This is a genomic window from Microbacterium azadirachtae (genome assembly GCF_025583665.1).
Lineage (GTDB): Bacteria > Actinomycetota > Actinomycetes > Actinomycetales > Microbacteriaceae > Microbacterium > Microbacterium azadirachtae.
The window spans coordinates 1,406,622-1,428,908 of record NZ_CP099706.1 but is presented as its reverse complement, the minus strand read 5'-3'; the positions used below and the strand labels follow the sequence as shown (position 1 = coordinate 1,428,908).

At 71.1% G+C, this 22,287-nt stretch carries 19 protein-coding genes; 5 read left to right on the top strand and 14 right to left on the bottom strand.

Translation table 11 applies throughout. The annotated features are described in order from the left end of the window. The first annotated feature begins 155 nt into the window (after nucleotides 1-155). Together NFX31_RS06755 and pknB are read left to right on the top strand one after the other, a co-directional pair. Nucleotides 156-1,190 (top strand): muramidase family protein, encoded by a 1,035-nt coding sequence (locus NFX31_RS06755; RefSeq protein ID WP_262957055.1) that lies wholly within the window; start codon nucleotides 156-158, stop codon nucleotides 1,188-1,190. A gap of 115 nt (nucleotides 1,191-1,305) precedes the next feature. After that, nucleotides 1,306-3,246, top strand: coding sequence for a Stk1 family PASTA domain-containing Ser/Thr kinase (pknB, locus tag NFX31_RS06750; protein WP_091475722.1), 1,941 nt, complete (start codon nucleotides 1,306-1,308; stop codon nucleotides 3,244-3,246). Between the two features lie 62 nt (nucleotides 3,247-3,308). Here pknB and NFX31_RS06745 read toward each other — a convergent pair whose 3' ends face one another. Both NFX31_RS06745 and NFX31_RS06740 read right to left on the bottom strand, forming a co-directional pair. Continuing rightward, nucleotides 3,309-4,643, bottom strand: a complete 1,335-nt coding sequence (locus tag NFX31_RS06745) for a class II 3-deoxy-7-phosphoheptulonate synthase (protein WP_091475717.1) — start codon at nucleotides 4,641-4,643, stop codon at nucleotides 3,309-3,311. A 61-nt stretch (nucleotides 4,644-4,704) separates the two neighbouring features. Continuing rightward, nucleotides 4,705-5,394: a lysophospholipid acyltransferase family protein gene (locus NFX31_RS06740; protein ID WP_045252375.1), complete on the bottom strand. Its 690-nt coding sequence runs from the start codon at nucleotides 5,392-5,394 to the stop codon at nucleotides 4,705-4,707. Nucleotides 5,395-5,563: 169 nt separating this feature from the next. Between NFX31_RS06740 and NFX31_RS06735 the strand changes: the two genes are divergently transcribed. Beyond that, nucleotides 5,564-7,390, top strand: a complete 1,827-nt coding sequence (locus NFX31_RS06735) for an AMP-dependent synthetase/ligase (protein WP_262957054.1) — start codon at nucleotides 5,564-5,566, stop codon at nucleotides 7,388-7,390. Nucleotides 7,391-7,463: 73 nt separating this feature from the next. On the opposite strand, the gene NFX31_RS06730 is transcribed toward NFX31_RS06735, so the two are convergent. From NFX31_RS06730 to NFX31_RS06720, 3 genes are all read right to left on the bottom strand, one after another. Beyond that, nucleotides 7,464-7,955, bottom strand: a complete 492-nt coding sequence (locus NFX31_RS06730) for a peptide deformylase (RefSeq protein WP_045252377.1) — start codon at nucleotides 7,953-7,955, stop codon at nucleotides 7,464-7,466. Continuing rightward, complete coding sequence (locus tag NFX31_RS06725) at nucleotides 7,955-9,910, bottom strand: MinD/ParA family ATP-binding protein (RefSeq protein ID WP_262957053.1); 1,956 nt, start codon at nucleotides 9,908-9,910, stop codon at nucleotides 7,955-7,957. Before NFX31_RS06725 ends, NFX31_RS06730 begins: the two co-directional genes overlap by 1 nt. Before the next feature lie 130 nt (nucleotides 9,911-10,040). After that, on the bottom strand, nucleotides 10,041-13,454 hold the full coding sequence (locus NFX31_RS06720) for a pyruvate carboxylase (protein ID WP_091475709.1): 3,414 nt from the start codon (nucleotides 13,452-13,454) through the stop codon (nucleotides 10,041-10,043). Nucleotides 13,455-13,538: 84 nt separating this feature from the next. On the opposite strand from NFX31_RS06720, the gene NFX31_RS06715 reads away from it, so the two are divergent. Then, nucleotides 13,539-14,348, top strand: a complete 810-nt coding sequence (locus NFX31_RS06715) for a ParA family protein (RefSeq protein ID WP_045252454.1) — start codon at nucleotides 13,539-13,541, stop codon at nucleotides 14,346-14,348. A gap of 78 nt (nucleotides 14,349-14,426) precedes the next feature. Here the strand turns inward: NFX31_RS06715 and NFX31_RS06710 are convergent, their stop codons facing one another. The 3 genes from NFX31_RS06710 to NFX31_RS06700 form a co-directional block, all read right to left on the bottom strand. After that, on the bottom strand, nucleotides 14,427-14,972 hold the full coding sequence (locus tag NFX31_RS06710) for a MerR family transcriptional regulator (RefSeq protein ID WP_045252380.1): 546 nt from the start codon (nucleotides 14,970-14,972) through the stop codon (nucleotides 14,427-14,429). 133 nt (nucleotides 14,973-15,105) lie between these two features. Next, entirely contained in the window at nucleotides 15,106-15,783 is a 678-nt protein-coding gene (gene ftsR, locus NFX31_RS06705; RefSeq protein ID WP_045252381.1) for a transcriptional regulator FtsR, read from the bottom strand. Next, on the bottom strand, nucleotides 15,783-16,259 hold the full coding sequence (locus NFX31_RS06700) for an FHA domain-containing protein (RefSeq protein ID WP_045252382.1): 477 nt from the start codon (nucleotides 16,257-16,259) through the stop codon (nucleotides 15,783-15,785). The genes ftsR and NFX31_RS06700 overlap by 1 nt, the downstream gene beginning before the upstream one ends. A gap of 112 nt (nucleotides 16,260-16,371) precedes the next feature. Here NFX31_RS06700 and lpdA point away from each other — a divergent pair, with 112 nt between their 5' ends. Further along, complete coding sequence (gene lpdA / locus NFX31_RS06695; protein ID WP_262957052.1) at nucleotides 16,372-17,769, top strand: dihydrolipoyl dehydrogenase; 1,398 nt, start codon at nucleotides 16,372-16,374, stop codon at nucleotides 17,767-17,769. A gap of 69 nt (nucleotides 17,770-17,838) precedes the next feature. Here lpdA and NFX31_RS06690 read toward each other — a convergent pair whose 3' ends face one another. The 6 genes from NFX31_RS06690 to NFX31_RS06665 all read right to left on the bottom strand — a co-directional run bounded on the left by NFX31_RS06690 (nucleotide 17,839) and on the right by NFX31_RS06665 (nucleotide 22,276). Next, on the bottom strand, nucleotides 17,839-18,960 hold the full coding sequence (locus NFX31_RS06690) for an FAD-dependent oxidoreductase (RefSeq protein ID WP_175491156.1): 1,122 nt from the start codon (nucleotides 18,958-18,960) through the stop codon (nucleotides 17,839-17,841). Nucleotides 18,961-18,964: 4 nt separating this feature from the next. Further along, nucleotides 18,965-19,705, bottom strand: a complete 741-nt coding sequence (locus NFX31_RS06685; protein ID WP_045252384.1) for a methyltransferase domain-containing protein — start codon at nucleotides 19,703-19,705, stop codon at nucleotides 18,965-18,967. Continuing rightward, nucleotides 19,695-20,849: a type III polyketide synthase gene (locus NFX31_RS06680; protein WP_045252385.1), complete on the bottom strand. Its 1,155-nt coding sequence runs from the start codon at nucleotides 20,847-20,849 to the stop codon at nucleotides 19,695-19,697. The genes NFX31_RS06685 and NFX31_RS06680 overlap by 11 nt, the downstream gene beginning before the upstream one ends. Nucleotides 20,850-20,931: 82 nt before the next feature. After that, the gene (locus tag NFX31_RS06675; protein ID WP_262957051.1) at nucleotides 20,932-21,561 is read right to left on the bottom strand and encodes a CYTH domain-containing protein; all 630 of its coding nucleotides are present in this window, start codon (nucleotides 21,559-21,561) and stop codon (nucleotides 20,932-20,934) included. After that, nucleotides 21,554-21,766 (bottom strand): hypothetical protein, encoded by a 213-nt coding sequence (locus tag NFX31_RS06670; RefSeq protein ID WP_045252387.1) that lies wholly within the window; start codon nucleotides 21,764-21,766, stop codon nucleotides 21,554-21,556. Before NFX31_RS06670 ends, NFX31_RS06675 begins: the two co-directional genes overlap by 8 nt. A gap of 39 nt (nucleotides 21,767-21,805) precedes the next feature. Beyond that, nucleotides 21,806-22,276 (bottom strand): prepilin peptidase, encoded by a 471-nt coding sequence (locus tag NFX31_RS06665; RefSeq protein ID WP_045252388.1) that lies wholly within the window; start codon nucleotides 22,274-22,276, stop codon nucleotides 21,806-21,808. Nucleotides 22,277-22,287 lie beyond the last annotated feature (11 nt).

Sequence of the window (22,287 nt, the reverse complement as noted above, 5' to 3'; positions counted from 1 at the left end):
CGTCGCATTCGCCGTCGCCCCGCCTTCGCTCCGTCGCGTTGATCACTCTTTTAACATTCATCACTTCTGTTGACTTGAGATCACTTCCGTGCCAGCGTCGAAGGGCTGACGCGCGACGCTGCGCACCGGCAGAAACCGTCTGAATCGGGGGATCCATGACGACCGCAACGAGTACGCGCCGCCTCCTCGGCGTCACCGCGCCGACCGTGCTGCTGACGGCGGTGGCCAGCGCGCTCGTCGCGACGCCGGCGCACGCGCAGGCGACGGAGTCCGCCGCACGCACACCGCTCGTCGCACTGCCCACGGGTGCGGTGCTCGCGGCGCTCGCGGCCAGGACCGTGCCGGCCGAGGTCGCACCTCCCGCCGACTACACCGTGCAGGAGGGCGACACCCTCTGGGACATCGCGCGGGCGCACGGCACCACGGTCGCCGCCCTGTACGCCGCCAACGGGCTCGGATCCGGGTCCATCATTCATCCGGGGCAGGTCCTGTCCCTCGGCGGCCCTGCCCCCGCACCCGCGGAGGCTCCGGCGGAGGCTCCTGCGCCCGCCGCCGACGCCGCGGCCGGGTACGAGGTCGCCGCCGGCGACACCCTGTGGTCGATCGCCCAGCAGCACGGCGTCTCGCTGGCCGAGCTGTTCGCCGCCAACGGGCTGTCGCCCGACTCGATCATCTACCCGGGACAGACGCTGCGGTTCGCCGCCCCGGTGCCCGCTCCGGCACCGGCACCGGCACCGGCGAGCACGTCCACCGCCGATTCGGCCCCGGCCGTCGACACCTACACCGCACCCCAGGTCGTGCTCAGCGACGAGCAGGTCGCGAACGCCCGGCTCATCATCCAGATCGGGCGTCAGCTCGGCGTGCCGGAGCACGGCATCGCGATCGCCCTGGCGACCGCGATGGTCGAGTCCCGGCTCACCAACGCGCCCGCGGGCGACCGCGATTCGATCGGCCTGTTCCAGCAGCGCCCGAGCACCGGTTGGGGCACCCCGGAGCAGATCGCCGACCCGTCCTATGCGGCACAGGCCTTCTTCACCGGCACCGCGCACACGAACGGCCTCCTGGACATCCCCGGCTGGCAGGGCCTCGGGTTCGGCGAGGCCGCGCAGGAGGTGCAGATCTCCGCCTACCCCGCCCGCTACGCCCTGTGGCAGCCTCAGGCGGAGGCCTGGCTCGCCGCCCTGGGCTGAGCGCGCCTGCCGAGCTGCCGTCGCGGACGCCCGCCGGTCAGCCGGGGCGTACGGAAAACCGCGTGCCCGCGAGCCGTTGCCCAGGCTCCCAGCGAGTTCTCCCTAGACTCTTTTCGTGACGACCAGCCAACAAGCCGACCCCCTCATCGGGCGGCTCGTCGACGGTCGCTACCGCGTCCGCGCCCGGATCGCCCGCGGCGGCATGGCCACCGTGTACGTCGCCACCGATCTGCGCCTGGAGCGCCGGATCGCACTGAAGGTGATGCACGGCCACCTGAGCGACGACTCGGTGTTCCAGAGCCGCTTCATCCAGGAAGCGCGGGCCGCGGCCCGGCTGGCCGACCCGCACGTGGTCAACGTCTTCGACCAGGGCCAGGACGGCGAACTTGCGTATCTCGTCATGGAGTACCTTCCCGGGATCACGCTGCGCGAGCTCATGCGCGAGCAGCGCCGGCTGACGGTGCCGCAGACGATCACGATCATGGACGCCGTGCTGTCCGGCCTCGCCGCGGCGCATCGCGCCGGCATCGTGCATCGCGACGTCAAGCCGGAGAACGTGCTGCTGGCCGAGGACGGTCGCATCAAGATCGGCGACTTCGGGCTCGCCCGCGCGACCACGGCGAACACCGCGTCCGGGGCGCAGCTGATGGGCACGATCGCCTACCTCGCGCCGGAGCTCGTCACCCGTGGCACGGCCGACGCCCGCAGCGACATCTACGCGCTCGGCATCATGCTCTACGAGATGCTGACCGGCGAGCAGCCGTACAAGGGCGAGCAGCCGATGCAGATCGCCTTCCAGCACGCCACCGACTCCGTGCCTCGCCCGAGCGTGCGCAACCCGGGTGTGCCCGAGCAGCTCGACGAGCTCGTGCTCTGGGCGACAGAGAAGACGCCCGACGAGCGCCCGAACGACGCGCAGGAGATGCTCGACCGGCTTCGCGTGATCGAACGCGAGCTCGGCGTCGTCCCCGCGCCCACCGCCACGACGACCGCCAAGACCACCGCCCTGCCGCTGCGCGACACCGGCGATCAGACGCTGGTCCTGCCCGGCGCCACGGCCCCGGCCCCCGCTCCGACGACGACCGCGGACGCACCGCTGGACAACGCGACGCTGCTGCGTCGCCGCACCGCGCAGCGCCGCTCCCGCGGTGCGCTGCTGCTCACCCTCGTGCTGCTGCTCGCCGTCGTTGCCGCGGGCACGGGCTGGTGGTTCGGATCCGGTCCCGGATCGAAGCTGTCGGTCCCGGACGTGGCGGGCAAGACCTGGGAGGTCGCGGCGGCCGCGATCACGAAGGACGGGCTGACGCCGGTCCAGGGCAGCGAGAACTCGGTGAAGGTGCCGGCCGGTCAGGCCATCCGCACGGACCCCGCCGCGGGCACCCGCGTCGACAAGAAGGCCAAGGTCACCGTCATGATCTCGGCGGGCCCCGCGAAGCACGATCTGCCCAAGCTCGACGGCATGACCGAGGAGCAGGGCAAGAAGGCGCTCGCGCCGTTCCACCTGCAGCTGCAGGATTCCGTGGCGCTGTTCTCCGGTGCGGACAACGGCATCGTGATCAACGCCGAGGTCACGCCGCGCTCGGGTGCGGCCGGATACGAGTGCGGCGAAGGGTGCAGCGTCTTCGAGGGCGATCAGATCCGCCTCCTGGTGTCGCTGGGGCCGGTTCCCGACGTGTCGGGAATGACGGTCGGAGACGCCACCGGCAAGCTCACGGCGGTGGGACTCAAGGTCAACCCCGACTCGAACTCCTCCTACAGCGACTCCGTGCCGAAGGACCGCGTGATCGGCTACGGCGACCGTGACGGCGGCGGCAACTGGCGCCCCGGGGACACGATCACGCTGAACGTCTCCAAGGGACCGGAGCCGATCACGGTGCCGAACGTCGTCGGCGCGAACCTGGCTGACGCGATGAAGACGCTGACCGATGCGGGCCTCAATCCGCAGACCAGCGTGCCCGAGGTCGTCTGGAGCCTCTTCCAGGTGACGGGGACGGATCCCAAGGCGGGCGAGAGCGTGGAGAAGAACTCCACGGTCCGCGTGAAGGTCAGCGGCTGACCCCTGACTGCGACGGGGGCCCGGAACCGCGATGCGGTCCGGGCCCCCGAGTCGCAGGACGGTCAGCGCTTCTCGAGCTCCTCGGCGACGAGGAACGCGAGCTCGAGCGACTGCATGTGGTTCAGGCGGGGGTCGCAGAGCGACTCGTAGCGAGTCGCCAGCGCGGCCTCGTCGATCTGCTCGGAACCACCGAGGCACTCCGTCACGTCGTCACCGGTGAGCTCGACATGGATGCCGCCCGGGAAGGTGCCGACGGCGCGGTGCGCCTCGAAGAAGCCACGGACCTCCTCGACCACGTCGTCGAAGCGACGGGTCTTGTAGCCGGTGGGCGTGGTGATCCCGTTGCCGTGCATCGGGTCGGTGACCCACAGCGGCTGCGCACCGGAGTCCTTGACGGCCTGCAGCAGCGGCGGCAGCGCGTCGCGGATCTTGCCCGCACCCATGCGCGTGATGAAGGTCAGGCGTCCGGGCTCGCGGTTCGGATCGAGCTTGTCGATGAGCGCGAGCGCCGTGTCGGGACTCGTGGTCGGGCCGAGCTTGACGCCGATGGGGTTGCGGATGCGGGAGAAGTAGTCCACGTGCGCGCCGTCGAGCTCGCGCGTGCGCTCGCCGATCCACAGGAAGTGGGCCGAGGTGTTGTACGGAGTGAGGGTCCGCGAGTCGATCCGGGTCATCGGCCGCTCGTAGTCCATCAGCAGGCCCTCGTGGCCGGTGAAGAACTCCACGCGCTTGAGCTCGTCGAAGTCGGCGCCCGCCGCCTCCATGAACTTGATCGCGCGGTCGATCTCGGCCGCCATCCGCTCGTAGCGCTGGTTGGCCGGGTTCTGCGCGAAGCCCTTGTTCCAGGAGTGCACCTCGCGGAGATCCGCGAACCCGCCCTGGGTGAATGCGCGGATGAGATTCAGCGTCGACGCGGCGGTGTGGTACCCCTGCAGCAGCCGCGAGGGGTTCGCCTCGCGCGACCCTTCGGTGAAGTCGTAGCCGTTGACGATGTCGCCGCGGTAGGCGGGCAGCGTGACCTCGCCGCGGGTCTCGGTGTCGCTCGAGCGCGGCTTGGCGAACTGGCCCGCCATGCGCCCCATCTTCACCACGGGCATCGAGGCGCCGTACGTCAGCACCACCGCCATCTGCAGCACCGTCTTGATGCGGTTGCGGATCTGGTCGGCGGTCGCCCCCGCGAAGGTCTCGGCGCAGTCGCCGCCCTGCAGCAGGAACGCCTTCCCGCTCGCCGCGCGGGCGAGACGGTCGCGGAGGTTGTCGACCTCACCGGCGAACACGAGCGGCGGAAGGGCCTCGATCTGGGCGGAGACCTCGGCGACGCGCTCGGCGTCGGGCCATTGGGGCTGCTGCTTGATCGGGAGGGCGCGCCACGAGTCGAGATCGAGAGGCTGAGGCATCCCCCCATCCTAGAGTGCCGCGAAGGGTGCCGATCGCTCTGTGAAGCCCGCCCGGCGCCGGCTACGACGCCTGCGCCGCGAGGCGCTCCTTGACCGTCGACGCGTACACGTCCTCATAGTGCTGCTCCCCCAGGCGCTGGAGGGCGACCATGATCTCGTCCGTGACCGAGCGGAGGATGTAGCGGTCGTTCTCCATCCCGGCGTAGCGGGAGAAGTCCAGGGGTTCGCCGATCACCATGCCCACGCGCATGATGCGCGGGATGCGCTGCCCGGTCGGCATCGCGATGTCCGTGTCGACCATCACCACCGGGATCACCGGGACCTTGGCCTCGAGCGCCATCCGGGCGATCCCGGTGCGTCCGCGGTAGAGCTTGCCGTCGGGGCTGCGGGTGCCTTCGGGATAGATCCCGAGCAGATCCCCGCGTCCGAGCACGCTGAGGCCCGTGTTCAGCGACGCTTCCGAGGCCTTGCCGCCCGACCGGTCGATGGGCAGCTGACCGGTGCCCTTCATGAACATGCGGGTGGCCCACCCCTTCAGGCCCTTGCCGGTGAAGTAGTCGCTCTTGGCGAGGAACGACATCTTCCGATCGAGCATGAGCGGCAGGAAGATCGAATCGGAGAAGGACAGGTGGTTGCTCGCCATGATCGCCGCCCCCGTCGCGGGAACGTGCTGACGGCCCACGATCCACGGGCGGAAGATCGCCTTCACCAGCGGACCGATGGCGATGTACTTCATGAACCAGTAGATCATCGCCCGCAGTCTATCCCGCCGTCGCGGCCCTGACGAGGGCGAGCTCGAGCCGTGCGACGCAGTTTCACACTTCGTGCGACTGGATCCCACCGGTGCCGCCTCGTCCCCAGGCGCCGCGTGGCATAGACTCCTGAGAAGCACGTACCCGTCCGGCCCCGAAGGAGTTGCCGTGGTCCAGTTCGAAGTCCCCGCGATCGTGAAAGCCGCACCCGAGGACAACATCACCGATCTCCTGGAGCAGCGGGTGCAGAAGACCCCGAATCTCGCGCTGTTCTCCGTCCCGGAGCGGGGTGGCTGGCGCGACATCACGGCGAGCGAGTTCCGCACCCAGGTCGTCGCCCTCGCGAAGGGCTTCGTCGCCGCCGGCATCCAGCCGGGCGAGAAGGTGGGCTTCCTGGCTCGCACCACCTACGAGTGGACGCTGGTCGACTTCGCCCTCTTCTACGCCGGCGCGGTCATGGTGCCCATCTACGAGACCAGCTCGCCGTCGCAGATCCAGTGGATCCTGGAGGACTCGGGAGCGATCTCGCTCCTGGTCGAGTCTCCCGAGCACTTCACGCGCTTCGACGAGGTCCGCGGAGATCTGCCCCTCATCCGCGACGTCTGGCAGATGCACCTGGGGGCCATCGCCCAGCTCACGGCGCAGGGCTCCGAGGTGGCCGACGACGAGATCGAGCGCCGGCGCAACATCGCGAACGGCGCCGACATCGCCACGCTCATCTACACGTCGGGCTCGACGGGACGCCCGAAGGGCTGCGTGCTCACGCACAGCAACTTTGTCGAGCTCTCCCGCAACGCGGCCAAGTCGCTCGACGACGTGGTCTCGATCCAAGGCGCGTCGACCGTGCTGTTCATCACCACGGCGCACGTGTTCGCCCGGTTCATCTCCATCCTGGACATCCACGCGGGCGTGCGCACCGGACACCAGCCGGACACGAAGCAGCTGCTCCCCGCCCTCGGCTCCTTCAAGCCCACGTTCCTGCTCGCCGTGCCGCGCGTCTTCGAGAAGGTGTACAACTCCGCCGAGCAGAAGGCGGAGGGCGAGGGCAAGGGCAAGATCTTCCGCGCCGCCGCCGCCGTGGCCATCGAGCACTCCCGCCTCCTCGAGGAGGGCGCGAAGATCCCGCTCGGGATGCGGATCAAGTTCGCCCTGTTCGACAAGCTCGTGTACGCGAAGCTGCGCGCCGCGATGGGCGGCAACGTGCAGTATGCGATCTCCGGCTCGGCGCCGCTCGGCGCCCGGCTCGGCCACTTCTTCCACAGCCTGGGCATCACGATCCTGGAGGGCTACGGACTCACGGAGACCACCGCGCCCGCGACCGTGAACACCGCGCACAAGGCGAAGATCGGCACCGTCGGCCCCGCACTGCCGGGCGTGGGCCTGCGCCTCGCCGATGACGGCGAGATCGAGGTGCGCGGCGTCAACGTGTTCAAGGAGTACTGGAACAACCCCGAGGCCACGGAGGCGGCGTTCGACGACGGCTGGTTCCGCACCGGCGACCTGGGATCGTTCGACGACGACGGCTTCCTCACCATCACCGGGCGCAAGAAGGAGATCATCGTGACCGCGGGCGGGAAGAACGTCTCCCCCGCAGCGCTGGAGGATCCGATCCGCGCCAACCCGATCGTCGGCCAGGTGGTCGTCGTCGGCGACCAGAAGCCGTTCATCGGCGCCCTCGTGACGCTCGACCCGGAGATGCTGCCGGCCTGGCTCGCGAACAACGGCCTGCCCGCCGACATGTCCCTCGCCGACGCCGCGACGAACGACGCGGTGCGCGCCGAGGTGCAGCGCGCGATCGACACCGCGAACACCCGGGTGTCGCGGGCCGAGTCGATCCGCAAGTTCACCATCCTGCCGACGGAGTGGACGGAAACCAGCGGCCACCTGACCCCGAAGCTGTCGATCAAGCGGAACGTGATCCTCAAGGACTTCGCCCCGCAGGTCGCCGAGATCTACAACGAGACCACCGCCACCACGACGGTGCCGCTGGGCTGAGTGCCTCGACGAGGAAGGCCCGGGGATCCGCTGCGGATCCCCGGGCCTTCCTCGTTCGTCGCGACGCGCCGCGTCAGAACCAGGAGCTCTCGCGCACCTCGCGCATCGCGATCCTGCGCGTCTCCGGATCCAGCCGGGACAGGTACACCTTCCCGTCGAGGTGGTCGGTCTCGTGCTGCAGCGCCTGCGCGAGAAGACCCTCCCCTTCGAGCACGACGGGCTCGCCGTCGAGATCGATGCCCTCCACACGGGCCCACGGGTGCCGCAGCGCATCATGCCAGAGACCCGGCACCGAGAGGCAGCCCTCGCCCGTGGGCACTGGCTCGCCGCGCACCTCCGTGAGCACCGGGTTCAGCACGTAGCCGATGTCGCCGTCGATGTTGTAGCTGAACGCCCGCAGCGCCACCCCGATCTGAGGGGCGGCGACGCCGGCGCGCCCCGGCAGCTCGACGGTGTCGACGAGGTCGGCGACGAGCGCACGCACGCCGTCGTCGATGGTCTCGATCTCGGCGCAGACGGTGCGCAGCACGGGGTCGCCGAACAGGCGGATCTCACGGACCGTCATCAGGCGGCCTGCGCTCTCAGGCCCTCGACCACGACCGCCGCCAGCTCGCGTGCCGCCTGCCGGGTCTCGGGCTGGAGCGCCGCGAACGAGATCGCACTGCCCGCGGCGATGCGCGGGTCGTACGGGATCCGCAGCACATGCGCGACCCGGGTGCGGAAGTGCGCCTCGAGCTCGCTCAGCCGGACCATCGGGGATCCGGGGGTGGACTGATTGAGCACCACGACGGCGTCGCGGACCTTGTCCGCATAGCCGTTGGTCTCCAGCCACGTCAGCGTCTCGGAGGCGAGACGCGCCTCGTCGACGCTGAGGCCGGCCACGATCACGATGGTGTCCGCGCGATCCAGCGTCGCCCCCATCACCGCGTGCACGATTCCGGTGCCGGTGTCGGTGAGCACGAGCGAGTAGTAGTGGGCGGCGACCGAGGCGACCTGGTCGTAGTCCTCGTCGTTGAACGCCTCCGAGACGCGCGGATCGGTGTCCGACGCGAGCACGTCCAGACGGGTCGCGTCCCGGGAGACCACGGCGGAGATGTCGTGGTAGCCGGTGACCTGGTCGTGGATGCGCACCAGGTCGCGCACGGTCTTGGTGTTGGTGCGCGCGATGCGATCGGCGAGCGTGCCGCGGTCGGGGTTCGCGTCGACCGCGATGACCCGGTCCTCGCGGGCGTCCGCGAGCGCCATGCCGAGCAGCGCCGTCACGGTCGTCTTGCCCACGCCTCCCTTGCGGCTCAGCACCGGGACGAAGCGGGCCGTGCCGGGCAGGGGCGCGGCGATGCGGGCGCTCAGCGCCTTCCGCTGCTGCGCGCGCTTGCCGTCGCCGAGATTGATGCGGCGGCCGGAGATCGTGTACAGCAGGTGGCTCCACAGCCCTTCCGGCTCGGGCCCCGCGAGGCGCGACGTGTCCAGCAGCCGGTCGGCGGTGAGCAGATCCGCGCTCTCCCTCTGCCGGTCGCTCAGCTGGTCCAGCCGGCGCGCGGCGAGCTCGGGCTCGGGCACACGGGCGTGATCATCGGTCATGATCTCCTCCTCGACCGCGGGAGCGGCGATGTGCGCCGCGGGGACCGGCGCGAGAACGGGCTCGACCGCGCGCAGCACGACCGCCTCGTCGGAGGTCCCGTCCGCAGGATCGGCGTCGACCGGGACCTCGGACAGGTCCGCGGCCGGCGGGGTCGGCTCGGCGGGCGTGGGCCGGGCAGCGAAGGATCCGGATCCCTTGACCTCGACCTCGATGTCCTCGGATTCGCGGGCGGTGCGGTCCTCGGCGGGATCGGCAGCGCGCTCCGAGACCTCGGAGACCGGGTCCGGCTCCGCGTACGGCTCCTCAGGGGCGTCCGCGACGTCCGCGACGGGGAGGTCCTCGGGCGCGGCGTCGGCGGCGTCGTCGACCTCGTCGGGATGCGCGTCCGCGTCGACCGGTGCGACGTCGGACTCCGGCTCGGGCTCCTCTTCGGGTTCCGACTCCGGCTCCGGTGACGCGTCGGACTCCGGCTCCTCGTCGGGCTCAGGGCTCGCGTCCTGACCCGGTGCGTGCTCAGCGACGCCCTCGGGCGCGTCGTCCACGTCGCCCTCGGGTACGGCGGTCGACGTCGGCTCCTCCGCGGATTCGTCGTTGTCGACGAGCTCCGCCACGACGACCGCCTCGTCCGCGGCGATCGCGGGGATCTCGATCACGATGTCGGAGATGCCCGCGCCCTGGTGGATCCGGCCGATGCCGTCGTCCTCCCGGACGAACGCGGCAGGATCTGCTTCGAGCACGAGGTCGGCGAACGCCTCGCCCTCGGTCACATCGTCGTCGACGAGATCGTCCTCGTCGGTGACGGGAAGCGCGACGGGGACCTGTGCGGTCGCCTCGCCGAGCAGCCCGATGTCGGCCGTGCCGATGGCGCCGGTGCTGTCGAGGACCCCGAGCGTATCCTCGGCGTCCTCGCTCTGCGTGTGTCTGCGGTCTGTGGTCATGGTGCTCTGCTTCTCCCCCGCGACGCGCTCTGGCCGAGCGCATCGCCCGCACAAGATTAGTGCACGCTCATGGACGCGCACACGACGGGGAGCCGGGCGGGCGGCGGCATCGCGCCGCCCGCCCGGAGCGTCAGGCGGTCTGGGCCGGCCGGATGACGATGAGCAGATCCCCCGCGTCGACCTGCTGCGTGGCCCCGATCGCGAGGCGCTCGACGACGCCGTCGACCGGAGCGGTGATCGCCGCCTCCATCTTCATCGCCTCGATCGAGGCGACCGGCTCGCCGGCGGTCACGGTGGCGCCGACCTCGGCCTTCAGCGTGACCACTCCCGAGAAGGGCGCCGCCACCTGGCCGGGCTTCGACGTGTCGGCTTTCTCCACCTCGCGCGCGTCGACCTTGATCGAGCGATCCCGCACGAACACCGGGCGCAGCTGTCCGTTGAGCGTGGTCATCACGGTGCGGATGCCCTTCTCGTCAGCCTCGCCGATCGCCTCGAGGCCCACGTAGAGCTGGACGCCCGGATCGATCTCCGCGACATGCTCCTCGCCGGGGATGAGCCCGTACAGGTAGTCGGGCGTGCCGAGCGCGGAGAGATCTCCGAACGCCGCGCGGGTGCGCTCGAACTCCGCGGCGGGCCCGGGGAAGAGCAGGTGGTTGAGCGTGCGGCGCCGCTCCAGGCTCTCCCCGTCGAGCGCGCGCTGCTCCTCCTCCGAGAGGGGGACCACGTCGATCGACACGGTGCGGCCGGCCAGCGCCTTGGAGCGGAACGGCTCGGGCCATCCGCCGGGCAGGTCGCCCAGCTCACCGGCCATGAAGCCGACCACCGAGTCGGGGATGTCGTAGTTCTGCGGGTTCTGCTCGAAGTCGGCCGGGTCGGCGCCGGCGGCGACGAGGGCCAGTGCGAGATCGCCCACGACCTTCGACGACGGGGTCACCTTGGGGATCCGCCCGAGGATCCGGTCCGCCGCGGCGTACATGTCCTCGATGCGCTCGAAGTGGTCCGCGAGGCCCAGGGCGATCGCCTGCTGCCGCAAGTTCGACAGCTGTCCGCCCGGGATCTCGTGGTGGTACACCCGCCCGGTCGGAGCGGGCAGACCCGATTCGAAGGGACGGTAGAGCTGACGCACGCCCTCCCAGTAGGGCTCCAGGTCGCTGACCGCCTGGAGATCCAGCCCGGTGTCGCGGTCGGTGTGCGCGAGCGCCGCCACGAGCGCCGACAGCGACGGCTGACTGGTCGTGCCGGACATGGGAGCCGCGGCCGCGTCGACCGCGTCGGCGCCGGCGGCACTCGCCGCCAGCAGCGTGGCGAGCTGCCCGCCCGCGGTGTCGTGCGTGTGCACCTGGACAGGAAGGTCGAACCGCTCTCGCAGCGCGGCGACGAGTCGCGCGGCCGCCGCAGGCCGGAGCAGCCCCGCCATGTCCTTGATCGCGAGGATGTGGGCGCCGGACTCGACGATCTGCTCCGCGAGGCGCAGGTAGTAGTCGAGCGTGTACAGGTCCTCCGCGGGATCCAGCAGGTCGCCGGTGTAGCAGAGGGCGACCTCGGCGACCGCGGTCCCCGTCTCCAGCACCGCATCGATCGCGGGGCGCATCTGCGCGACGTCGTTGAGCGCGTCGAAGATGCGGAAGATGTCCACCCCGGTCGACGCGGCCTCGCGCACGAAAGCGTTCGTGACCTCGACCGGACGCGGCGTGTACCCCACCGTGTTGCGGCCGCGCAGCAGCATCTGCAGCGGGATGTTGGGCAGCGCCTCGCGCAGCGCCTCCAGGCGCTCCCACGGGTCCTCGGCGAGGAAGCGCAGCGCGACGTCGTAGGTGGCGCCGCCCCATGCCTCGATCGAGAGCAGCTGCGGCGTCATGCGCGCCACGTGCGGCGCCACCCGCACCAGGTCGCGCGTGCGCACCCGGGTGGCGAGCAGGGACTGATGCGCGTCGCGGAACGTCGTCTCCGTCACCGCGAGCGCCGTCTGCTCGCGCAGGGCACGCGCGAAGCCCGCCGGACCGAGCTGCAGCAGCCGATCGCGTGCACCGGCGGGCGGCGCCGCGCTCAGATCGATGGCCGGCAGCTTGCTGCCCGGCGACGGGGACAGCGGCTTGTCGCCGTAGGGCCGGTTCACCGTCACGTCGCCGAGCCACTTCAGGAGCCGGGTCGCGCGATCCCTCGAGGGGTTGCTGGTGAGCAGCTGCGGCCGCTCCTCGATGAACAGCGTCGAGAGGTCGCCGACGACGAAGGCCGGGTCGTCCAGCACGGCGCGCAGGAAGGGGATGTTGGTGGAGACCCCGCGGATGCGGAACTCGGCGAGGGCGCGCTTCGCGCGCGCGACCGCGGCGGGGAAGTCACGGCCACGACAGGTGAGCTTCGCGAGCATCGAGTCGAAGTGCGGGCTGATCTGCGATCCCGCCGCCGTCGTGCCTCCGTCGAGGCGGATCCCCGCCCCGCCGGGTGAGCGGTAGGTCGTGATGCGGCCGGTGTCGGGGCGGAAGCCCTGTGCCGGGTCCTCGGTCGTGATGCGGCACTGGAGCGCCGCGCCGCGGAGCTGGATGTCGTCCTGCTCCAGGCCCAGGTCGATGAGCGTCTCCCCCGCCGCGATCCGGATCTGCGACTGCACGAGGTCGACGTCGGTGACCTCCTCGGTGACCGTGTGCTCGACCTGGATCCGCGGGTTCATCTCGATGAACACGACCTCGCCGGCGCGCTCCCCCGCCGTCTCCAGCAGGAACTCGACCGTGCCGGCGTTCTCGTAGCCGATGGAGCGGGCGAAGGCCACGGCATGCCGATGCAGCGCCGTGCGGATCGACTCGTCGAGGTTCGGGGCCGGGGCGATCTCGACCACCTTCTGGTGACGCCGCTGCACCGAGCAGTCGCGCTCGAAGAGGTGCACGGTGTTCCCCGTGCCGTCCGCGAGCACCTGCACCTCGATGTGCCGCGGACGCTGCACCGCCTGCTCCAGGAAGACCCGGGGGTCGCCGAACGCGCTCCCCGCCTCCCGCATGGCCTCGGCCAGCGCCGGCGCGAGATCGCCGATCGACTCGACGCGGCGCATGCCGCGCCCTCCGCCTCCGGCGACCGCCTTGACGAAGATCGGGAATCCGATCCCCTCCGCCTGCGCGACCAGTGCGTCGACATCATCCGAGGCGTCGGTCGAGCGCAGCACCGGGACGCCCGCGGCGACCGCATGCTGCTTCGCGGTCACCTTGTTGCCGGCCATCTCCAGCACGCGCGCCGGCGGGCCGATGAAGGCGATGCCGTTCTCCGCCGCGCGAGCGGCCAGCTCGGGGTTCTCCGACAGGAAGCCGTAGCCGGGGTAGATCGCGTCCGCGCCGCTGGACAGCGCCACGCGGATGATCTCCTCGACGTCGAGGTACGCCCGCACCGGGTGCCCGACCTCGCCGATCTGATAGGACTCGTCCGCCTTCTGGCGGTGGAGAGACCCGCGGTCCTCCCAGGGGAAGACGGCGACCGTCTTCGCACCCACCTCGAAAGCGGCTCGGAACGCGCGAATGGCGATCTCACCACGATTGGCCACAAGGATCTTTTGGAACATGGCACCTCGAACACTGTTCTGCGCGACGACGCGCATCGGGGGGCTGAGTGTTTCCTCAGCCTAGAGGAAGGTAACGTGGAGTCCGTGCACGTACTCAGCGTCAGTTCCCTCAAGGGCGGTGTCGGCAAGACGACCGTGACCCTCGGCCTCGCCTCGGCCGCGTTCGCCCGCGGTGTCCGGACCCTCGTGGTCGACCTCGATCCGCAGTCCGACGTCTCCACCGGCATGGACATCCAGGTCGCCGGCCGTCTCAACATCGCCGATGTCCTGGCCAACCCCAAGGAGAAGGTGGTCCGACAGGCCATCACCTCCTCCGGCTGGGCCAAGGTGCACCCCGGAACCATCGACGTGCTCATCGGGAGCCCGTCCGCGATCAACTTCGACGGCCCGCACCCGAGCGTGCGCGACGTCTGGAAGCTCGAGGAGGCCCTCGCGGCCGTCGAGGCCGACTACGACCTCGTGCTCATCGACTGTGCACCGTCGCTGAACGCGCTCACCCGCACGGCCTGGGCTGCCAGCGACCGCGTCATGGTCGTCACCGAGCCGGGACTGTTCTCCGTCGCCGCCGCCGACCGCGCCCTCCGTGCGATCGAGGAGATCCGTCGCGGCCTCTCGCCCCGTCTGCAGCCGCTCGGCATCGTGGTCAACCGCGTGCGGCCGCAGTCGATCGAGCACCAGTTCCGGATCAAGGAGCTGCGCGACATGTTCGGCCCTCTCGTACTGAGCCCGCAGCTGCCCGAGCGCACCTCCCTGCAGCAGGCGCAGGGCGCGGCGAAGCCGCTGCACATCTGGCCCGGCGACTCCGCGCAGGAGCTCGCGGCCGACTTCGACACCCTCCTGGACCGCGTGATCCGCACGGGGCGCATCGCCCTGCCCGACGACACGCGCGTCTGACGCGCCGATAGCGACGACCGCGCACAGCGAAAGAGCCGGTCCCCTCGGGGGCCGGCTCTTTCGCTTGAGGAGTGGTGCTCAGGCGGTGCGACGGGCGCGGCGCGCGGCGAGGTCGTCGAGGGGATCCGGCACGAGTGCGTCGAACTCGACGAGCGTCGCCTCGACCTCGTGGAAGACCTTGCCCACGGCGATGCCGAACACGCCCTGGCCGCGGCTGAGGAGGTCGATGACCTCGTCGTTCGACGTGCACAGGTACACCGACGCGCCGTCGCTCATCAGCGTGGTGCCGGCGAGATCGCGGATCCCGGCGGCACGGAGCTGATCGACGGCCGTGCGGATCTGCTGCAGCGAGATGCCCGTGTTCAGCAGCTCCTTGACGAGCTTCAGGACGAGGATGTCGCGGAAGCCGTAGAGGCGCTGGGATCCGGATCCGCTCGCTCCGCGGACGGTCGGGACGACCAGCTCGGTGCGGGCCCAGTAGTCGAGCTGACGGTAGGTGATGCCGGCGGCGCGGGCGGCCACCGCACCGCGGTACCCCACCTCGTCGTCCATGGCCGGGAGGCCGTCGGTGAAGAGGAGATCGTCCCCGAACGACGGTCCATCGCCCCGTTCCTCGGCGCTCATGGCATCCTCCTCAATCCCGAAGGCACAAGATCCTTCAACCACAACCTGAAAGTCGATGACTCCACGCTAGAACAGCCCAGCACCGGCGACAACGACATCCGGTGGGAGCGGAGGGTGTGTCGCAATCAGTTCGTTACGACAGCAGTCGGCCGATGCCGTCCTTGACCAGCAGGGCGCGCACCTCGTCCAGGCGGGAGGCCAGCTCCGGGGCCATCTCGCTCGCCCGTGCGCGCGACGGCGTGTCCGTGCGGCGCAGCAGAGCAGACAGCGCCGACTGCACCAGCGCCACGTCGCGCTCGGCGCTCTGCCGCAGGGGCCGGAGATGGCGCGGCCCGATGCCGTGCCCCTCCAGAGCCACGAGCGCCCGCAGCAGGGACACCGCGGACTCGGGGTAGGCCTCAGCCGCCGGCAGCATGCCACTCGAGACGGCGTCGCCCAGCAGGGCGTGCGTGGCGCCTGCGGCGCTCACCAGCTCATCGCGACGGTAGCGTCGCGGGCCGTGCACGATCGACGCCGGAAGCTCCGGCGTCGCACCGGACGCCTCGAGGGCGTCGAGGTGCTCGCGGATCACCTTGAGCGGCAGGTACTGGTCGCGCTGCAGGGTGAGGGCGATGCGGATGCGCTCGAGGTCGGCCGCGGAGAACTTGCGATACCCGGACGCGGTGCGCACCGGGTTCACGATCCCCTTCTCCTCGAGGAAGCGCAGCTTCGAGGCGCGCACATCGGGGAACTCCGGGGTGAGGCGCGCCAGCACCTGGCCGATGCTCAGCAGCCCTGCCGGGGCGGCGCGCTCGGCGGCTGATGCCGCCATCAGTCGTTCGCCTGCGCGAGGTCCACGGGCGAGGCGAAGAAGTTCAGCCGGAACTTGCCGACCCGCACCTCGTACCCGTTCCGCAGCGCGCTGCGGTCCACCCGCTCGCCGTTCACGTAGGTCCCGTTCAGCGAGCGCTGGTCGATGATCTCGAACGCCGTGCCGGTGCGGATGACCTCGGCGTGACGGCGCGACACGGTCACGTCGTCGAAGAAGATGTCGGCTTCGGGGTGCCGGCCGACCGTGGTCACCGCGGTGTCCAGCAGGTAACGGGCACCGGCGAGCGCGCCGGAGCGGACCAGCAGCAGGGCCGAGCCGGAAGGGAGCGCCGCGATCGCGGCCTGCTCGACCTCCGTCAGCTCGGCGCCGAACGGGACGAACGACAGGTCGGAGTCGTGTCCGAACGTCTGCGTGGTGTCGTGCGCGGGTTCTCCGCCGCGGCGGACGGCGCCTTCGGGAACGTCGTTCTGAGTCACTGTGCACCCCTCCTCTGGCGTTCCAGCCTATCGGAAGCCCGCCGCCATCGGGAGCCGGTTCAGGCCCGCAACCTCCGCCCGGAGCGCCTTCGGCGAACGGTAGGCTGGGGGCATGCCACACTACGACGTCGTCATCCTCGGCGCTGGCCCCGGCGGCTACGTCGCCGCTGTCCGCAGCGCCCAGCTCGGCCTGTCCACCGCGATCATCGAGGAGAAGTACTGGGGCGGCATCTGCCTCAACGTGGGGTGCATCCCTTCGAAGTCGCTCCTCAAGAACGCCGAGATCGCGCACACCTTCACCCACAAGGCGGAGTTCTTCGGCATCTCCGGCGACGTGCACTTCGACTTCGGCGCGGCGTTCGACCGCAGCCGCAAGGTCGCGGAGACCCACGTCAAGGGCATCCACTTCCTGATGAAGAAGAACAAGGTCACCGAGTACGACGGCCGCGGCACCTTCACCGGTCCGAAGTCGATCTCGGTCGCCAAGCCGGACGGGTCGACCGAGGAGCTCACGTTCGACAACGTGATCATCGCCACCGGCTCGACCGTGCGCCTGCTCCCCGGCGTGCAGCTCAGCGACAACGTCGTGACCTTCGAGGAGCAGATCCTCACCCGCGACCTGCCCGAGTCGATCGTCATCGTCGGCGCCGGCGCGATCGGCATGGAGTTCGGCTACGTCCTGGCGAACTACGGCGTCAAGGTCACCATCATCGAGTTCCTCGACCGCGCCCTCCCGAACGAGGACGTCGAGGTCTCCAAGGAGATCCAGAAGCAGTACAAGAAGCTCGGCATCGACATCCTCACCTCCACCGCGGTGAAGACCGTGACCGACAACGGCTCCTCCGTGCACGTCACGTACGAGACCCGCGACGGCCAGCCCGGCGAGATCACCGCCGGCAAGGTCCTGATGTCGGTCGGCTTCGCGCCGAACGTCGACGGCTACGGCCTCGACAAGACCGGAGTGAAGCTCACCGACCGCGGCGCCATCGACATCGACGACCACATGCGCACCAACGTCGACGGCATCTACGCCATCGGCGACGTGACCGCCAAGCTGCAGCTCGCCCATGTCGCCGAGGCCCAGGCGGTCGTGGCCGCCGAGACCATCGGCAAGGCCGAGACCATGACGCTGGGCGACTACCGCATGATGCCGCGCGCCACGTTCTGCCAGCCGCAGGTGGCCAGCTTCGGCCTCACCGAGGAGCAGGCGCGCGCCGAGGGCCGCGAGATCAAGGTCGCGAAGTTCCCGTTCAGCGCGAACGGCAAGGCGAACGGCCTGGGCGAGCCGGTCGGCTTCGTCAAGCTCATCGCCGACGCCGAGCACCTGGAGCTCATCGGCGGGCACCTGATCGGCCCCGACGTGTCCGAGCTCCTGCCCGAGCTGACCCTCGCGCAGAAGTGGGACCTCACCGCTCTCGAGGCGGCCCGCAACGTGCACACGCACCCGACGCTGTCCGAGGCCCTGCAGGAGGCCTTCCACGGCCTCGCAGGCCACATGATCAACCTCTGATCGGATCCCGATCGGGACGAGGGCCGGTCGCGCTTCCTGCGCGGCCGGCCCTCGTCGTCCCGGCGGCGCTCAGAGTCCGCGCATCGTGACCAGGCCCGCCGCCCAGCTCTGCAGCGGACGCGAGCCGAGGGTGCGGATCACCGTCTCGCGCAGGAGCAGCGGGAGTCCGCCCGCCGGGGCGCCCATCGCCATGTAGAACGCGCTGCGTCGCTGGGCGGCCCGTGCCGCGCGCACCGTCACGCGCGCGTAGTCGCCGAGATCCGCGTCACGTCGGGCGAGCGCATCGCGCAGCGTCGTCGCGAGCCGGCCCGCGTCGACCCAGCCCAGGTTCATCCCCTGTCCGCCGATCGGACTGATCTCATGGGCGGCGTCGCCGACCAGCGCGATACGGCCCCGCGCCGCCGCGCCGGCGAGGTGCTGCGCGGCCACGAACGCGACCGGCGCGATGTCGGATCCGATCTCGGGATCCTCCCCCGTGCGTCGGCGGATCGCGTCTCGGAATCCGGACCCGGTGGCGAGGTCTTCACCGTCGGCCGAGCGGACCACCCATCGCCGCATGCCCGCCGGCAGCGGGAACGACTCCACCAGACCCGCGGGCCCGCAGTGCAGCAGTGCCCTGGTCCCCGCCTGCGGATCCGGGACGTCGGCCATCGCGTACCGCGCACGCCCCGCGCGTCGCCGCCAGGCGATGCCGAGCTCGGTGCGCAGGCCGCTGTGCACGCCGTCCGCGAGCACGGCGAAGGCGGCCGTGAGCTCGCGGCGTCTTCCGCCCGCATCGATCCGGAGCCGTACGAAGTCACCCTCGTCGCGCACGCCTCGCACGGCACGGCCCGCCTGCAGCACCGTCGGCGCCATCGTGTCGAGCCGCTCCCGCAGCAGCGCGTGGGTGCGCCGCTGCGGGAGCACCAGCACCGGCCTCGCCGCGGAGAACGCGAGCGATGCGAGCACCCTCCCGCGACTGAGCACGTCGCCTCCGGTGAGCGCCAGCGCCTCGGCGCGCGCGGCAGCCCCGACCCCCGCCCGCTCGAGCACCTCCAGCCCGGGCGGGTGGATCCCGATCGCCCGGCTGCGGGCGTCTTCGCCGTCGCGCTGCTCGCAGACCACGACGTCGATGCCCTCCTGCGCGAGCAGGCAGGCCAGCAGCAGCCCCACGGGGCCGGCGCCGACGACGACGACCTCGTGATCGAGCACAGGTTCAGGCGACGGCATCGTCCTGCTCCCAGCGCAGTTCCAGCCGCGAGGGGAATCCGCGGCGCACCTCCCATCCGGCCGGCGCGACGGCGGCGAGCTCGTCGGGAGTGTAGGAGCGGCGGATGCTGGTCAGACCGTCCTCGCGGATGAACGACCCGGCCAGGACCGTGCCGGCGAGCAGCCACGTCCCCGCCGCGAACGCGACGTATCCGCCCCTGCTGCGGGAGATGTCGTGATGCGCGACGAGCCCGTGCGGGGCAGCGAGACGTCGGGTGTCCTCCAGCATCCCGGCAAGGCCGTCCTCGTCCAGGTGATGCAGCACGTGGTTCGACAGCACCACGTCGAACACCTCCCCGTCGCGGACCAGCTCCGCCACGGGTGCGCAGCGATACCCGATGCCGGCGCCCCGATCGTGCGCCTGCGCCCAGGACACGGCACGCGGATCCACGTCGAGCGCCGTGATCTCGGCCGGGAACCCGTCACGGCGAAGGCGGACGGCGAGCGCGCGGCACAGATCCCCGCCGCCGGCCCCCACGTCGAGGATCCGCAGCCGGCCGGATCCCGTGTCACGTCGTCGCCGCGCCCGGGGGCGCACATCCGCACGGTAGAGCGCCCCGGGCCGCGACACCACCGCGTTCACCGCTCCGAATCGCCGATAGGTGCGCTCCAGCATGCGCGCATCCGCGGCGGGATCGTCCATGAGCTCGCTCACGCCGACGGCGCGTGCGGAGAGGTCAGCGCCCATCGCCTTCCGCGCCGACCACGGTCATCAGGGCGCTCTCGGCGGTCAGCCCGGGCCCGAAGGCCATCGCCGACACGCGATCCCCGTCTTGTGCGCCCTCCTCCTCGAGGATGCGCCGCAGCACGAAGAGCACGGTCGCGCTCGACATGTTGCCGTTCGTCCGCAGGGTCTCCCTCGCGGGGTGCAGTTGCGCGTCGCTGAGCCCCAGCCGGTCCTGCACGCGGTCGAGGATGCTGCGCCCACCGGGATGGATCGCCCAGTGCCGCACGTGCTCGCCGATCGCGCCGTCCTCGAACGGGGCGCTCAGCTCCTCGGCGTACAGCGGACGCAGCGCCGCCACGATCGTCTCGCCGATGACCTGGGGCACACGCGGGGAGAGGATCATCTCGAAGCCGTGGTCGCCGATCGTCCACGCCATGTCCTTCTCCCCCTCCGGGGCGATCGCGGTGTGGAAGCGATCGAGCCGCAGGCCGGGCACGGCGGACGGGCGGGCCGTGACGATGCCCGCCGCCGCCCCGTCGGCGAAGAGCGAGGAGGCGACGATCACATCCGGATCCTCCGAGGAGCGCAGGTGCAGCGTGCACAGCTCGACGCTGACCACCAGCACCACGGCGTCCGGATCCGCGGCGCAGAACTGGCTCGCCGCCCGCAGCGCCGGCATCGACGCGTAGCAGCCCATGAAGCCCAGGTGGAAGCGCTGCACCGCGTCCGAGAGGCCGAGCGCGCGCACGATCTCGTACTCCGGCCCCGGCGCATGGAAGCCCGTGCAGGAGACGGTGATCACGTGGGTCACGTCGGCCGGGCCGATCTCCGGGTCGGCGTCGAGGGCCGCCCGCGCCGCGGCGACGAACAGCCGACGGGCCTCACGGACGTAGATGTCGTTGCGGACGCCCGTGGCGGGCGACAGCAGGGTCCCCGTGGACCGGTCGAAGAAGACGGGATCCGCCCCGGTGTCGGCCAGGGTGAGCTCGCCGAGCACCGTGCGCCGGGTGTCGATGCCGGATCCGTCGAAGGACGTGCTGACGATGCGCCGCGCGAGCCGCGACAGCTCCGGCTGCGCGGCGAAGACGTCGCGCACCTCGTTCTGGTGCAGGACCGTCTCCGGGACGACCGTCTGCAGGGACCTCAGCACCGCGGGGCTGCTCATGCTGCCCACTCAAGCACGCCTCCCGCACCCGCGGGAAGGGTCTTGCGGATCCTCGCCCGAGCTGTCAGGCCCGGGCGTGCCCTCAGTAGCCGAGCGCGCGGGCCAGCTTCGATCCCGACGGCGACGGGCGTCCGCCGGCTGCGGCCACAGCCTGCTCCACCGCACGGAAGAAGGCGCTCCGGCCCTGCGGGTCCGAAGGCGCCGCGGGGCCCAGCTCCATCTCCCATTCGCGCCACTCGCGCGTCGTCCCCGCGGGGCCGAAGAGCCCGCGCAGATCCGTGCCGCGGACGCGGTCGTCGACGAACTCCGCGACCACGCCGCCGGGGCCGAGGAGCCGGTACGCCGTGCGGGCGTTCTCGATGCGGGCGAGAGGGAGCAGCGGCGCCGTCGTCCACTGGGCGACGACCTCGGCGAGCGGCGCCGGCATCTCATCGGAGGTGCCGAGCGGCCAGCCCAGCTCGACGCGCCCGTCGCCGGTGCGCGGGCCCTTGACGTGCCACCCCTCATCCGGTCCCCCGCTGCGGCGCCGCAGCGCGACGCCGGCACGCGCGAGGTCTCCCCCGGAGGTGTCGAAGTAGCGTGCGTCCAGCTCGCGGAGCTCGCCCTCGGACACCGCGTCGACACCGGGGATCGCGTCCCACGACGGCAGCGGGGTACTGCCGTCGACGTCGTACTTGCGCTCGATCTCGACGGTGCGGGAGGGCTCAGACATCCGCAGGATTGAGGTCGTCCTGGGATCCCTGGTACCAGTACGCGTACTCGGTGGGCCCGTCGTGCTCTCCGGTGTGGGTCGGCTCGCCGCGCTTGTTGTAGACGAGCAGCGTCTCGCTGTAGGGGACCGCGATCTCGTCGTCCGCCGATCCGAGGGGGATGATCTGCCCGTCCAGCGGGCCGCCGTGAAGCCGTGCGAGTGCCATGTGCTCACCCTAATCCCCCGGCGTCGCCGAGGAGCGCGATCACGCCGCGGCGACGCCGAGCACACCGCCGACGATCATCCACGGCCCGAACGCGATGTGCGTCGACCGGGTGGCGCGGCGCAGGAGGAGCAGCGCGAGCGCATGGACGGCACCGAGCACGAACGCCGCAGCGGCACCGACGACGAGCGCCGACCATCCATGCCATCCCAGCACCAAGCCGAGCAGGGCGGCAAGCTTCACGTCGCCCCCGCCCATGCCGCCATGGCTGATCGCGCGCAGCACGGCGTAGAAGCCGCCGAGCAGCAGCATGCCCCACAGCGCCCCGAGCAGCCGCCCGCCCATCGTCGAGAACAGCGCTCCGGCGAGCGCGAGCAGGAGCGCACCGGCGAGCGCGGGCAGCACGATCCGGTCGGGGAGCCGGTGCGTGCTCACGTCGATCACGGTCAGCCGGACGCCGACGCCGAGCAGCCCGAGGTGCGCAAGGACGACGATGACGCCTGCAGGATCCATGCGGGCCACCT